Genomic DNA, 14,491 nt, shown 5'->3' on the forward strand with positions numbered 1-14,491 from the left:
CGTGTCCGGTCGTCACGGCAGCAGATCGTGTCCCGGATCGAGCAGCGCGGCGGGATCGATGGCCGCCGGATCCGCATGTCCGCCCAGGTCACCGGCACCGTTCGCGAACAGGCCGGCATCCGAATGACCGGAACCGAACGCGTCCACGTCGATGGAGGACCACGCGTTGCTCGTCGCGTCGAGCGCGCCCTGCAGCGCGGACGTCAGCCCACCGGTGAGATCGGCCGCGATGTCCTCGGCGCCCGCCAGTCCGGCACCGACGCCGGCGCCGAGGCCCGCGTCGAGGCCCGCGTCGAGGCTGCCGCTCGAGCCGAAACCACCACCGAATTCTCCGCCGAACTGTCCACCGCCGCCCACGTTCCCGTCGATCCCGCCGTCGACCGCACCGGAGGAACCGGCGCCGATCTGCGCGTTCCCGACTGCCGTGGTGGCAGCGTCCAGGGCGCCGCCGAGTGCCGAGTCGAGGGCACCGGAGATGTCGCCGGCGAGGTCCAGTCCGCCGCCCAGCCCGGCCCCGAGACCTGCACCGAGGTCACCGGTCGAGCCGAGGTCGCCGGTCGAGCCGAGGTCGCCGGTCGAGCCGAGCCCGCCGGTGGAGCCCAGTCCGCCGCCCGCACTGATCGCCGCGTCCAGCGCCGCACCGAGATCGCCGCCCAGGTCCAGCGAACCGGATTCCAGGCTTCCGCCGAGTGCCGCACCGAGTGCCGCACCGAGGTCCGCGCCGGCCGAGCCCCCGACACCGAAGGCGCCCTCGAGCAGGCCGCCCAGGTCGACGCCGGCACCCGCTTCGACGCTTCCGCCGAGGGCGAGTACGTTGTCGATCGCGGCACCGAGGGTGGTGGTGAGCGAACCGTCGACGCCGAGGGCGCTGCCCAGTGCAGCACTGATCGCGCCGCCCAGGTCGCCGCCCGTACCGAGCAGGCCGTCGAGGTCGAGGCTCGCCCCGAGCTGAGCGTCGAGTGCGCCACCCAAGGCCGCACCGAGATCCGCACCGATCGAACCGCCTGCAGCGAGCGCAGATTCGAGTGCACCACTGAGCCCTGCCGCCAGGTCACCGCCGAGATTGGCGCCCAGTTCGGATCCGAGGCTGCCGCCGACCGCCAGCGCCGACTCGAGCGCACCGTTCAGGGACGCGCCGAGGTCGCCGCCGACGCCGAGGGCACCGGCGAGCGTCGTCTCCAGCGAGCCGCCGAGACCACCGACCGACCCGACGGCTCCTTCGAGCACGCCGCCGAACGCCGCGCCCAGTTGCGCACCGAGATCTCCGCCGACGGAGAAGGCGCCCTCGAGCGCGGCCGTCAGACCGCCACCGGTCGCGAGCAGACCGGACAGGTCCAGGCTGCCCAGTCCGTCGAGGGCGGCACCCAACGCCGCACCGAGATCCGCGGTGAGGGCGCCATCCACCCCGAGCGAGCCGCCCAGCAGGCTGCCGAGCGAGGCGCCGAGGCCCAGTGCGCCGTCGATGTTCACCAGGTCGGCGATGTCGATCGTGCCGCCCAGCTCGAGGGCACCGCCGAGCGCGGCACCGAGGTCGCCGCCGACGGATCCGCCGATCGCCAGGGCTGATTCGAGCAGGCCGCCGAGGGACGCACCCAGCTGGACCGCGAGGTCACCACCGAGCGCTCCGCCGAGGCTGCCGCCGAGCGTCAACGCGCTGTCGAGCGCTGCTTCGAAGCCGGCGCCGAGCCCCCCACCGAGCTCGACGCCGGCCTCTACTGCCGAACTCAGGAGCGCACCGAGGGCGGCGCCGAGCTCCCCACCCAGCGCACCTCCGATCTCGAATGCGCTCTCGAGCGCGGCGCTCAACCCGCCGTCGACCGACAGGAGTCCATCCAGATCCAGGCTCATGCCCTCGAACGCGGCGTTCAGGGCGGCACCGAGATCCGTCACCAGGGAACCGTTCACCTCGAGTGCGCCGCCCAACGCCGTGGCCAGCGCACCGCCGAGGTCGATCGAGCCACCGAAGTCGACCAGGCTCCCGAGGTCCAGACCGCCGCCCAGCCCGAGGGCCGCCTCGAAGGCACCGCCCAGCGCGGCACCCAGCTGCGCACCGATCGAGCCGCCGGCCGCGAGCGCTGCACCGAGCGCCGCCGCGATGTCGCCGCCGAAGTCCAGGTCGCCGGTGATGCCGCCGCCCAGTCCCCCGCCGACCGCAGCACCCAGACCGAGTCCGGCTCCCGCGCCGAGGCCGAGACTGGCACTGCCGCCGAGCCCGCCGCCCAGGCCGAGTCCGCCGCCGGCGGCCGCACCGAGCGAACCGGCCGCCGTCGTGCCCGCCGCGAGGATCGCGCCCAGATCACCGGCCGCGTTTCCGAAGAGTCCGGACTCGGCGACCATCGGTGCGACGGCCGCAATGTCCGCGTGGCACAGATCGCCGAGACCCGCCGCGCCGAGCGCCGCCTGTGGGTTCGCGCAGTACGCAGCAGCGGCCTCCTCGTCACGAAGTAGCCGGAGGATGAAATCGAGAACCGCGTTGCTGGCCATGAGAAAGCTCCTGACAGTAGAAAAGCAGGCTGCCACAGATGCCGGGAAGACCGGCGAGAAAACCGCGGCGAGATTGCCCTTGACGCTACGAATTCGGCGGCCGGCGGGTAACGGGGCAGATCCCCCCGAGTTGGTCGAGGGGGATCCTGCCGACCCCGCATAGGGGATCGCCCGCCGATAGGGGGTGTGCCCCCAACCTGCGCTGTCCGCAGCCCTTCCCCGTAACGCTCGGTGCCGTGGCGCCGACAATCGGCATACCACCGGCGGTGCCGAACCCCGCCCCGAACGCATCGGAGAAGGACATGATCGCAGGGCTCGGAATTGCTGTCGGAACGGCCAATTCGGACGCCGCGGTCACCCGTCGATGCGAGCCGGGCGACGGCACCGCGTCGATCATCGCGTCGTACGCGACGATCGTCCACGTCGGCGCCGACGGCACTGCGACGCTCGACTCCGGCCCCTCGGGTCCGGGGAGGGCGGGCCTGTCCGGCTTCGTCGAGCGCGTCGGCGATCCGGTCGGATTGCTCGGCCCCGACGGTCGGGCTCATCCCGGCGAAGATCTGTTCGCGGCGGCCGTCACGTGCCTGATCGACGAGGTCGTCGGGGAGGACACTGCCGCCCACGAAGAGCGGACCGCGATCGTCGTCACGCATCCGACGCCGTGGAACAGCCACACGGTCCGAACACTGGAATCCGCACTCGAACGCACCGACCTGCCGCCGGTGACCCTGGTGCCCGAGGCCACTGCCTGCCTGCGCTGGCTCGAGTCCACCCGCGGCGCACAGGACGACGGTGTCGTGGTGGTGTACGACCTCGGTGCCACGTCGCTCGACGTCTCGGTGCTGCGCACCGGGTCGGAGACGGCGTTGCTGGGCAAAACGATCCGCTCGGAGGACGTCTCCGGCGCGCAGTTCGACCACCTCGTCACCCGCCACGTTCTCGACGACCTCGCCGGCAAGACGGCCGGATTCGACCCGTTCGATCCGGCCCTCGTCGAGGCGCTGACGACACTGCGGCGCAGCTGTGCCGCGGCCAAGGAAGCGCTGTCAGCCGACACCGAGACCGTCATCCAGGTCGCCCTTCCCGGGCTCGAGACGGATGTGCGTCTCGTCCGGTCCGAACTCGAGGACTTGGTCCGCACTCCACTGTCGACCTCCATGGAACTGATCCGCGAGGCACTCCGCTCGGCGGGCGTCGAACCTGCCGATGTCCATCACGTCCTGCTCGCCGGTGGCGGCGGCGCGATTCCTCTCGTCGCCGAACTCGTCTCGTCCGAACTCGGGCTGACGGTGGCCGCCGCACCGAATCCGGCGCACACCGCCGCACTCGGTGCCGCACTTCTCGCGGCCGACGCCCACGCCCACGTCCCGGTGCCGGCGCCGGTGCCGGTGCCCGCCGCCGGCGCGCGTGACGGTATCTCCCGCGAACCGGTGAACCCGGTGTTCCCGTCCAGTCTGCACTCGACTCGCAGCGGCTCGAACGTGCGGCGCCGCATCGCGATCATCGCGGCGTCGGCGGCCGCGATCGGCGTGCTCGCTGCGGGCGGACTGTCGATCGGTACCGCCGCCAATCCAGCTCCCGCGCAGTCCACTTCGACGTCGTCGTCGAACCGGACGGCCGAGAGTGCCGTGGCCGAACCCGGATCGGCACCCACCGACACCTCGCCGCAGCACGGGACGATGACCGCCGTGGGCGGCACCGGAAGCGGTGCCGTGATGACCCCAGCCGCGGTCGCTGCCCGCGGCGGGATCGCCGTCCCGGGCACCGACCCGACCGGACGGGCGCTACCGCCGAGCGCGGCTGCGGGGGCCCCGGGAACCGAGACCGTCCCGGTCTCCGCTCCCACCGTGAACAACCCGGCCCCGGGCAACTCGCCCACCCAGCCCGAGTACACGCCGCCGCCGTCGGGCGGTGGTGGCACCGCACCCGCTCCCGCGGGGCCCAACATCCCGTCCCAGATCGGCACCGGATTCGGCAATGCCGCACAGGGACTCGGCCAGGGTGTGGGCGCCGTCCTGGGTGGCGTCGGCGGGGTCGTCGGAGCCGTCGTGGATCCGCTGACCGGCCTGCTGATCGGGAACTAGCGGATGCGGACCGTACCCACCGCGAGCCCCCCGGGAATCGGCAGCCTCGCCGGAATACGTGCGGCGCAAGGCATCCTCGATGCGATCGACGCGACCCCCTCGACGCCGGTTCTGGTCCGGGGCCGGTCGGGCAGCGGCAAGTCACTGGTGCTGAGCGCCGTGCGGGAACACGCGTGCGCCCAGGGGCGCGACGTCGTCACCACCGTCGCGGCGGCCGAGTCCAGCGCGGGAATGCTCGTCGTCGACGGCGCGCACGCACTGGCGTCCGACGACGCTGCCGCCCTGCTCCGATTGATCCAGCGGGGCGACCGCTGCATCGTCGTCGCCACCGAGACCCGACCGCACGATCCGGTGCTGTGCGCGCTCACCACCGCCATGCAGTCGCTGGGGCCGGTGTTCGACCTCGGACCCCTCACCCCTGCCGACATTGCCGACCGCGCCCACGCCCGGGGCACCGAACTCGGCCCGACTCTCGCGCGGACGCTGCACGATTGGACCGGGGGCACGCTCGCCCACGTCGACGTCGCCCTGACCGCGGCCCGGCAGGGCGAAGCCGCCGTCCGCGCGGCGGTGACCGCACATCTACGCGACGCGCTACGACATCTCGACGGCGACCTCCTCGCTGCGCTGTCGTTGTTCCTCTACGGGGGTGGCGCCGACGGCGGTGACCTGGCCCCGGCTCTCGAGGTGACCTCCGATCACGGGCAGGCGCTCGCGGACCGAGTCCGCGCGAGTTCGCTGGTGACCCGCTCGGACAACGTCCTGCCACTCGCCCGGCCTCTGCTCACCTCCGCGATCGGCGTGACGCGACTGCGGGACCTGCAGACCAGGCTGCTCACCGCGCGGCTCGATGCCGGCACCCTCGACGTGCGGACTGCGTGCACGCTCGCCGAAACCGGGATCGACGATCCTCGCCTGGCCGACTTCCTCTGCACCAGAGCCCTTTCGGTCGATCCCGCGGAAGCGACCACCCTGTACGACGCCGCAATCCTCGCCGGCGCGGACGCAGACACCCTGGCCCTGCGACGCTGCGAGGCCAGTGCACTCAGCGGCAACCTCGACGCCGCGCATGCGCTGGCCGATGCACTGGTCACTCGGGCCGACAGCCTCGATCCGGCAGAACTCGCCGCCGCCGTGCGCATCTCGTCCAGCGTCGCCGCCCATCGCGGCGCCCTGGGCCACAGTGCCGACCTGTACGAGTGGCTGGGACCGGACCGCGCGGGCACCGATGCGGCGATCGCGGCGACCGTACTGTTCGCGGCCGGACGCCCCGAACCGGCGGCGGCGATGTCGATGCGTGGCCGGCAGGGGCCACCCACGTCCGCCGCGGCCGGTACCGCGTTGCTCGCGGACGGTCTCGCGCAGTCCATCGCGGGATCCGGCGCCGTGGCGATGAACTCGCTCACCCGCGCGATGGCGATGCTGTCGAGTAGCGCCAACACCCGCATCCTTCCCGACACCGCACCCGCCGTGACCGCGCTGCTGTGCCTGCATTCGGGCGAACTCGCCCACGCGGAATCGGTGCTCCGGCAGGCGCTCGAATCCGACCCGGTCACCGGCACCGCCCGGTCACGTCACCTCGTCCTGTCGGCGTGGACAGCGATGATCGGCGGCGACCTCACCGGTGCCGTCACGCTCCTCGAAGGACTGCCCGCCGACCGGGCGCTCCACGCCCGCGAGGCCTTCTTCCTGCACGGCCTGCGCGCCGGGATCGCACGCAGGCAGGGCGATGTCGTTGCACTGCAGCGCGAATGGATCCAGGCGCAGTCCGTCGTCGCGGGCTACTCCGCGGATCTTTTCGGGCTCCTTCCGCTCGGCGAACTGTGGCTGGCCGCGGTCCGCCTCGGCGACGAGCAACGCATCCTCCACCTCGTCGAAGAGGCGAACGCGCTGCTCGCCAGGCTCGGCGAGCCCGCGCTGTGGGGTGCAGCGCTGCACTGGTACGGAGTGCAGGCCGCGATCCTCGGCGAGAACCCCGCAGCACTCCTGCCGCACGCGCGAGCGCTGGCCGCCTCCGCGGAAGTCAGTTCGTACGCAGCGGGCCTCGCCGCGGCAGGTCGCGTCTGGCTGCGCGTGCTGAGAGAGGAGGCGGACGCCACCGAGGTCGAGGCGGCTGCCCGCGCCCTCAACCGCATCGGGCTGCCGTGGGACGGAGCACGGCTCGCGGGCGAAGCCGCCCTTCGCGTCTCCGACACGCGCGGCGCGACGACGCTGTTACAGGTGGCGCGTTCGCTGCGGAGCACTGCGCCGGTGCAGCCCGTCGACGGCGAGATCGTCGCCACCGAGCCTTCCGCGGGGACCCTCACCGATCGGGAAGCCGACGTCGCCGAACTGCTCGTTCTCGGGCTCACCCACCGCGAAATCGGCGCGCGCCTCTACATCGCACCCAAGACCGTCGAGCATCATGTCGCGCGCATCCGCCGACGACTCGGCGCCAACTCTCGTTCGGAGCTGCTGTCGATGCTCCGCGCGCTCGGCCACGGGGTCGCTGAAACGCCCGTACCGTGAACTTCGGGACTTTGTTCCTCGGCCGGCCGGCCGCGGCTTCGCCTATTGTTGACAGCTGATCCCGAAGACCCCGAAGGAAATCAATGCGTATCCCGCTGGCGCCGCGCGCCGCTGTGCATTCGTTCGCCCGCCGCGCCGTCGTCGTCGGATCGTCTGCGCTCCTTGTCCTCGTTCCGTTCAGCACCTCCGCGCAGGCCGAACCCGCCGCCTCCTCGGAATCCGAGATCACCCAGTTGTCGGCCGACGAACTGCCCGCCGACCTGGTCGAAGCCATCACCCGGGACCTGAAGATCAGTCCCCAGGAATACCTGGACCGCGCCTCCCGGGCGCAGGAACTCGCGTCGTACGCCGACGACTTCCGCGCCGAACGCCCCGACGAGTTCGCGGGTGCCTGGATGGGCCTCGACGGCCATCCCGTGGTCTCGGTGACCACCCCCGAGGCTGCGCTCACCGCCGCGCGCGACGGTTATCGGACGCAGATGGCGGCCGTATCGTCGGAGAGTCTCGAGACGTCCCTCGCCGACTTCAACCGCTGGGTCACGGACCTGCCGCGCGAAATCTCGTCCCAGATCGGCCGGGCCACGGTCGACGTCCTGAACAATCAGGTCGTCGTCGACATCGCCAACAGCCCCGTCGGACGCGCCCTCGATCTGCCCACCACGCTCGCCAATATCAAGGTGCAGGTGCAGTCGTTCGGTCCGGTGCCGGTCGCGCGTGGACCGCTGGGCGGCGACACGTACATCACGTCGGCATTCCCGCTGGCGAGCGCTCCCGAAGGCGGCATCAGCGTGTGCTCCTTCGGATTCAATGCGGTGGACCGCGGTGGCAACGCCGTCAATATCAGTGCGGGTCACTGCGACCCCGCGCCCGGCCGCAACGCGGGGGTGTTCCTTCCGAACCGTTCCAACATCCCCGACAGCCTCGAGATCGGCCGATTCGCGCGCTCCGAGGTGGGAGACCTCGACGGCCTCGACTACTCGCTCATCCGCATCAACGACGCCGGTGTCCGTGCCGGAATGGACCGTCCCGTGGTCCGCGGTGCGGGCGGCAGCGCTCTCACCGTCACGGGCACCGCTGTTCCGGTCGCGGGCGCGCCGATCTGCAAGTCCGGACAGACGTCGTCGTTCACGTGTGGAGTCGTAACGTCCGAACGGGTCGAGACACTGCTCGAGGTCGCGCCCGACGACGTCCGCGTGGTGCGCGGATTCGCAGGCACCGCATGCACTCTCAAGGGCGACAGCGGTGGCGCGATCGTCACCGGCACGCTGGCCCTGGGCATCACGAGCGGATCCAACAGCACCGAGGCGCCGTCGTGCGGCGAGGCCAACCTCGTCCTCGCCATGGACGGCGGTGCGACCAATCTCGGTATTCCGATCCGCAGCATCCTGGACTCGGCGAACGCGACCTCCGGTGGCGGTTTCGGCGCCGGATTGTCGGTGCGCGCCGGAACCGCCGAGCACTGACGGATTCCCCGCGCCAATCGGTCGATTCGAGTGGGCACTGCGGTCCCCTACCCATATAGTCGAAGCCGACTCGGAGCACCCGCACCGCCGGGTGTTCCTCTCTGCGCGCCTCGGGGTCCAGGGTCGCAGGGCAGACGATAGAAAGGCCCACATGCGAAGCTCGCTCGCACGTCGTGCTGTGGTTTTCGGTTCCGCAGCGCTTCTGCTCGTCACTCCTGCAGTCGCTCAGGCCTCGCCCGAGCCCGGCGCCGCCGGTGGTTCCACACCAGGTGTTTCCGATCAGGCGGCGCACCTGCCGATCGAACTGATCGATGCTCTGCAGCGGGACCTGAAGCTGTCGCCCGATCAGTACCTCCAACAGTCGGAGGCGGCTCAGAAGCTCGCCGAGTTCGCCGCGATGGCGGGCGTGCAGTTCCCCGAGGCCTTCGGTGGCACCTGGCTCGACGCCGCCGGCACGCCTGTCGTCGGTGTCGCGGGCCCCGACGGCGCCGCGCTCCGCGACGCCGTCACCAACGCCGGATTCACCCCGACGGACGTCCAGCGCAGCAGCCAGCGCCTCGACGCCGACCGCACGGCGCTCACCGACTGGGTCGCGACCCTGCCTCCGGAGATCGCGAAGCTCGTCCACGGCGTCACCGTCGACATCGCGAACAACTCGATCGTGGTCGGCGCGGAGAATGCCGCCGGATCGCTCGTCGATCTGCTGCCGCCCGCCCTGCGGGAAGCCGCACGGGTCATTCTCGGCCCGGCGCTCGCCCCGCTCGTTCCCACAACCACGGGCGAGGAGGTCGCGCAGTTCGGCACCGACGCCCTCCTCGGCGGCGACCCCTACGCCGCCAACGGTGGCGGGATGGGCCTGCGCTGCTCCCTCGGTTTCAATGCCGTCGATCAGGCCGGCGCGTCCGTCAACATCAGCGCGGGCCACTGCGATCCCAGCCCGGCATCCGCCGGAACCCCCTACGCATCCCAGGCCCGCGCCATGGTCGGCAACCTGACGGGCCCGGCGATCGGCACCTTCGAGAAGACCAACCTGCAGGGGCTGGACTACTCGATCATCCGGCCCACAGCCGAAGCCGCCCGCCTGCTGTCCAACAACCAGGTCCGCGTGCCCAATGCCGAGGCCCTGCGCATCAGCGGTACCGCGAATCCCGTGGTCGGCGCGCCCGCATGCAAGGCCGGCAACACCACCGGCTACAGCTGCGGCGTCGTCACGAGCGTCAACCGGAACATCAAGGTCGGCGATCGCGTCATCGACAACGGCTTCACCACCGACATGTGCGGCCTCCGCGGCGACAGCGGCGGCCCCATCGTGACCGGCACCCTCGCACTCGGCATCTCGAGTGCATCGAACGTCGGCGGAATCGGAACATGCGACGCGGCCGCCGTCGCCCAGGTCACCGGCGGCGGACCCACGCTGTCGGCAACACCGATCAAGTCGATCCTCGGCGCCAACCCGGGACTGGCGCTGCGCACGTCGTAGCCGCACGCACAGAGGAGTAAGGGGCCCGCTTCCTCGAGGAAGCGGGCCCCTTACTTGTTGTGACTCTTGGCGGCGTCAGCCCACGGCAGGAGCCGGGGCGTTCATCGTCTGGTAGATCTGCCAGCCGTTGTACGCCAGGACGGGGCCGGCGGCGACGATGGTGCCGACGATGCCACCGATCGGAGCGAAAGTGACCATTGCAGGAAGGCACCCCGTGGCGAATCCGATGAGGCAACCAGCCAGCGCGCCGACCACCGTGCCGACGAGGGTGCCGACCGTGACGGCGGAGTCGACGCCCTCGGCAAGCTTGTCGAGCATCGAGAGATCGATCGGCAGCGGCGGCAGCGTCGGGCCCGCGATGTCCGCCATCGTCGCCTTCGCGGGATCGGTCTCGGGCGTCAGCGTCAACTGGCGTCCCTCGACGACCGGTGCGATCGAGAACTCGCGATCGCCGATCCGGTACGTGAGCGGCAGAGACTGGAGCACTTGACCGGCATCGTCGCGGACCTGGACGAACTTGCCGTCCGAGGTGACGCGGAATCCGCCGGCGTCGAGGACGGTCACGACGCTGGGTCCGTCGATGTGCGCCTGGTAACCGATCTGGCTCGGTGCGGGCGTCGGATCGGCGTACGACGTGCCGGCCCCCACCCCCATCGCGGCAACTACGAGTACGGACGTCGCGGCAAATTTCTTGAGCTTCATAAGACGGTCATTCCATTCTGTGGCTACCGACAGTGGCCCCCCGACCGATTTCGATCTCCCGATCACGGAAGTGACAACGCGCCCCCACCTGCGCGAACGAGGCGGAAGAACACCCAATTCCGGGCGAATCATAACTCAGGAATACGCAATTCGATCGCCGAATGAATCCATACCGTTCGATGGACAAACGTCCGAATGATGCAGTGATTCCACCCCGCCCACACGAGTTAGGACTACCTACGCGACACCAGTCACAACCGCACCACATACCGTTAACTGAATCGAGCCCGGCTCGCGAGGTTCAGCCCACCTGGCGACTCCTGCAACAACAGCTTCAAACGCCCACCGGACAACACCGCGCGGGATAAAGATGCAGGAAACCGAGCTACGCGCTATGTTACCGACAGGTAGTTGACACAAGTTACCGACGGGTAACTTGTGAGCGGTTAGGATCTGTGGGCTGACCCACAGGCGGCACGTGTGCTGCCCCGAAACGAAAGGCCTCGACATGAATGCCCTGACGATTACGTTGGGCACCGTCGGCGTGCTGCTGAGCCTCGTCTGTTGGGCCTCGTTCCTCAGTGGGGCCTGGCGAATGGCGAAGACCGTGCAGATCGGGCAGTCCGCGCCCGACCGCTGGCGCCCGTTCTTCCCGCGCTTCAAGCAGATGATCATCGAGTTCATCGCGCACACCCGGATGCAGAAGTTCCGCACCGTCGGCTGGGCGCACTGGCTCGTGATGATCGGCTTCCTCGGCGGCGCACTGCTGTGGTTCGAGGCCTACGGCCAGACCTTCGATCCGACGTTCCACTGGCCGCTGTTCGGTAACACCTGGGTGTGGCACCTGTGGGACGAGATCCTGGGTATCGGCACCGTGGTGGGCATCCTGACGCTGATCGTGATCCGTCAGCTCAACCACCCGCGCATCCCCGAGCGGTTGTCCCGCTTCGGTGGCTCACGCTTCGGCGCTGCGTACTTCGTCGAGGTCGTCGTCCTCATCGAGGGCCTCGGCATGATCATGGTGAAGTCCGGCCGTATCGCGATGACCGGACACTCCAACCCGTGGACCGACTTCCTCACGATGCGGATCGCGGAGTTGCTGCCGTCGAGCGCCGTCATGGTGTCGTGCTTCGCGTTCGTCAAGCTGATGTCCGGCATGATCTGGCTGTACGTGGTCGGCCGCAACATCACGTGGGGTGTCGCGTGGCACCGCTTCTCGGCATTCCCGAACATCTACTTCAAGCGTGAGGACGACGGCGACGTCGCACTGGGCGCGGCCAAGCCGATGATGTCCAAGGGCCGTGCGCTCGACATGGAGAACGTCGACCCCGACACCGACACCCTGGGTGCCGGCCGGGTCGAGGACTTCTCGTGGAAGGGCTGGCTCGACTTCACGACGTGTACCGAGTGTGGTCGCTGCCAGTCGCAGTGCCCCGCGTGGAACACCGGCAAGCCGCTCTCGCCGAAGCTGCTCATCATGTCGCTGCGCGACCACGGCTACGCCAAGGCCCCCTACCTACTGGCCGGTGGCCGCAAGGACATGGGCGGCGAGGAGATCGGCCTGGTCGACGCCGAGGGCAACGCGAACGAGGCCGCTCTCGCGAAGATTCCGGAGGCCGCGCGCGCCGAGGCCGAGCGTCCCCTGGTCGGCGAGTCGATCGAGGGTGAACTGGGCGGCATCATCGACCCCGAGACGCTGTGGTCGTGCACCACGTGTGGCGCGTGTGTCGAGCAGTGCCCCGTCGACATCGAGCACGTCGACCACATCATCGACATGCGCCGCTACCAGGTGCTGATCGAGTCGGAGTTCCCCTCCGAGCTCGCAGGTCTGTTCAAGAACCTCGAGAACAAGGGCAACCCCTGGGGCCAGAACTCCAAGGACCGCCTCAACTGGATCAACGAGATGGACTTCGAGATCCCGGTCTACGGCCAGGACGCGGATTCCTTCGAGGACTACGAGTACCTGTTCTGGGTCGGTTGCGCCGGCGCCTACGAGGACCGCGCGAAGAAGACCACCAAGGCCGTCGCCGAGCTGCTCGCGACCGCAGGCGTGAAGTTCATGGTCCTGGGCGCCGACGAGACCTGTACCGGCGACTCGGCTCGCCGCGCAGGCAACGAGTTCCTGTTCCAGCAGCTCGCGTTGCAGAACATCGAAATGCTGAACACGGTGTTCGACGGCACCCCGGACAAGAAGCGCAAGATCGTCGTCACGTGTGCGCACTGCTTCAACGCGCTCGGCAACGAGTACCCGCAGGTCGGTGGCGTCTACGAGGTGGTCCACCACACGCAGCTGCTCAACCGTCTGGTGCGGTCCAAGCAGCTCGTCCCGGTTGCCAAGCTCGAAGAGGACGTCACCTACCACGACCCGTGCTACCTGGGCCGTCACAACAAGGTGTACGACGCACCGCGTGAGCTGATGGAGGCGTCGGGCGCCAAGCTCAAGGAGATGCCGCGTCACGGCGAGCGGTCGATGTGCTGTGGTGCCGGTGGCGCTCGCATGTGGATGGAAGAGCAGCTCGGCAAGCGCATCAACGTCGATCGCGTCGACGAAGCGTTGTCCATGTCGCCGAAGAAGATCGCGACGGGCTGCCCGTTCTGCCGCGTCATGCTCACCGACGGCGTCACCGCCCGTCAGGAGCAGGGCGAGGGTGAGGGTGTCGAGGTCGTCGACGTCGCACAGATGATGCTCGAGACCGTCACACGTCTCGATTCCGCGCAGCTCACCGCGAACCTCAAGGTCGAGCCGCGTGAGAAGGCCCCGGTCGCCGCCGCACCGGCGGCCGCGGAGGCTGTCGCCGAGGTCAAGGAAGCCGAGCGCGTCGAGGAGGTCGAGGAGGCTGCCGCTACCCCGGCCGCCCAGGCGGCCCCCGCGGGCAAGGGCCTGCAGATGAAGGGTCTGGCCAAGGCTCCGGGCGCGAAGGCTCCCGGCGGCAAGGGCCTGCAGATGAAGGGCGCCGCCAAGGCACCCGGCGCCAAGGCCGAGGCTGCCGCACCGGCCGCCGAGGCTGCTCCCGCTGCCGAAGCACCGGCCGCTCCGGTCGCCAAGGCCGGCGGACTCGGCATGAAGGGCGGGGCCAAGGCACCGGGTGGCAAGGGCCTGCAGATGAAGGGCGCCGCCAAGGCGCCCGGCGCGAAGGCTCCGGCCGCTCCGGCCGCACCCGCTGCCGAGGCTCCGGCTGCCGAAGCTGAAGCACCGGCGGCTCCCGCGGCTCCGGCGGCCAAGCCCGGCGGACTCGCGATGAAGGGTGGCGCCAAGGCACCCGGCGGCAAGGGCCTGCAGATGAAGGGCGCCGCCAAGGCTCCGGGCGCGAAGGCTGCACCGGCACCGGCGGCCGAGGCTCCGGCTGCTCCGGCTGCTCCGGCTGCTCCGGCTGCCGATGCTGCTCCGGCTGCTCCGGCTTCACCCGCCGCCGAGGCACCGGCACCGCCGCAGGCGAAGGCTGGCGGACTGGGCTTCAAGGCCGGCGCGAAGGCACCGGGCGCCCGCAAGGCCGCCCCCGCGCCTGCTGCACCTGCCGCACCTGCCGCCGAGCCTGAGTCGGCTCCCGAGCCCGAACAGCAGGCCGAAGCCGCACCTGCCGAGGCCCCCGCGCCGAAGCAGCAGGCGTCCACCCCGGCGCCGCCGCAGGCCAAGCCCGGCGCACTGGGCTTCAAGTCCGGCGCCAAGGCCCCGGGCCGCAAGAAGTAGTTCCCGACGTCAGCGCCCCCACCGTCCGCGGTGGGGGCGCTTTCGTGTCCGCACCCCCCGACACCACACACCCTTTCCCCGC

7 protein-coding genes are annotated in these 14,491 nt (G+C 70.2%); 5 read left to right on the plus strand and 2 right to left on the minus strand.

All coding sequences use genetic code 11. The features are described 5' to 3' along the window. Positions 1–12 precede the first annotated feature (12 nt). The gene (locus C8K36_RS20245; protein ID WP_107986330.1) at positions 13–2,484 is read right to left on the minus strand and encodes an IniB N-terminal domain-containing protein; all 2,472 of its coding nucleotides are present in this window, start codon (positions 2,482–2,484) and stop codon (positions 13–15) included. 302 nt (positions 2,485–2,786) lie between these two features. Between C8K36_RS20245 and C8K36_RS20250 the strand changes: the two genes are divergently transcribed. The 4 genes from C8K36_RS20250 to C8K36_RS20265 all read left to right on the plus strand — a co-directional run bounded on the left by C8K36_RS20250 (position 2,787) and on the right by C8K36_RS20265 (position 10,019). Beyond that, positions 2,787–4,568 (plus strand): Hsp70 family protein, encoded by a 1,782-nt coding sequence (locus C8K36_RS20250; RefSeq protein WP_107986616.1) that lies wholly within the window; start codon positions 2,787–2,789, stop codon positions 4,566–4,568. Positions 4,569–4,571: 3 nt separating this feature from the next. After that, positions 4,572–7,076, plus strand: a complete 2,505-nt coding sequence (locus C8K36_RS20255; RefSeq protein ID WP_107986331.1) for a LuxR C-terminal-related transcriptional regulator — start codon at positions 4,572–4,574, stop codon at positions 7,074–7,076. An 83-nt stretch (positions 7,077–7,159) separates the two neighbouring features. Beyond that, positions 7,160–8,539 (plus strand): S1 family peptidase, encoded by a 1,380-nt coding sequence (locus C8K36_RS20260; protein ID WP_107986332.1) that lies wholly within the window; start codon positions 7,160–7,162, stop codon positions 8,537–8,539. A gap of 151 nt (positions 8,540–8,690) precedes the next feature. Then, positions 8,691–10,019, plus strand: a complete 1,329-nt coding sequence (locus C8K36_RS20265) for a S1 family peptidase (protein WP_107986333.1) — start codon at positions 8,691–8,693, stop codon at positions 10,017–10,019. Between the two features lie 75 nt (positions 10,020–10,094). Here the strand turns inward: C8K36_RS20265 and C8K36_RS20270 are convergent, their stop codons facing one another. After that, a complete protein-coding gene (locus C8K36_RS20270) occupies positions 10,095–10,721 on the minus strand; it encodes a hypothetical protein (RefSeq protein ID WP_107986334.1) in 627 nt (208 codons plus the stop codon). A 508-nt stretch (positions 10,722–11,229) separates the two neighbouring features. On the opposite strand from C8K36_RS20270, the gene C8K36_RS20275 reads away from it, so the two are divergent. Further along, the gene (locus C8K36_RS20275; RefSeq protein ID WP_107986335.1) at positions 11,230–14,409 is read left to right on the plus strand and encodes a (Fe-S)-binding protein; all 3,180 of its coding nucleotides are present in this window, start codon (positions 11,230–11,232) and stop codon (positions 14,407–14,409) included. Positions 14,410–14,491: the final 82 nt, after the last annotated feature.

It is taken from the genome of Rhodococcus sp. OK519 (genome assembly GCF_003051005.1).
In the GTDB taxonomy this organism is placed as follows: Bacteria; Actinomycetota; Actinomycetes; order Mycobacteriales; family Mycobacteriaceae; genus Prescottella.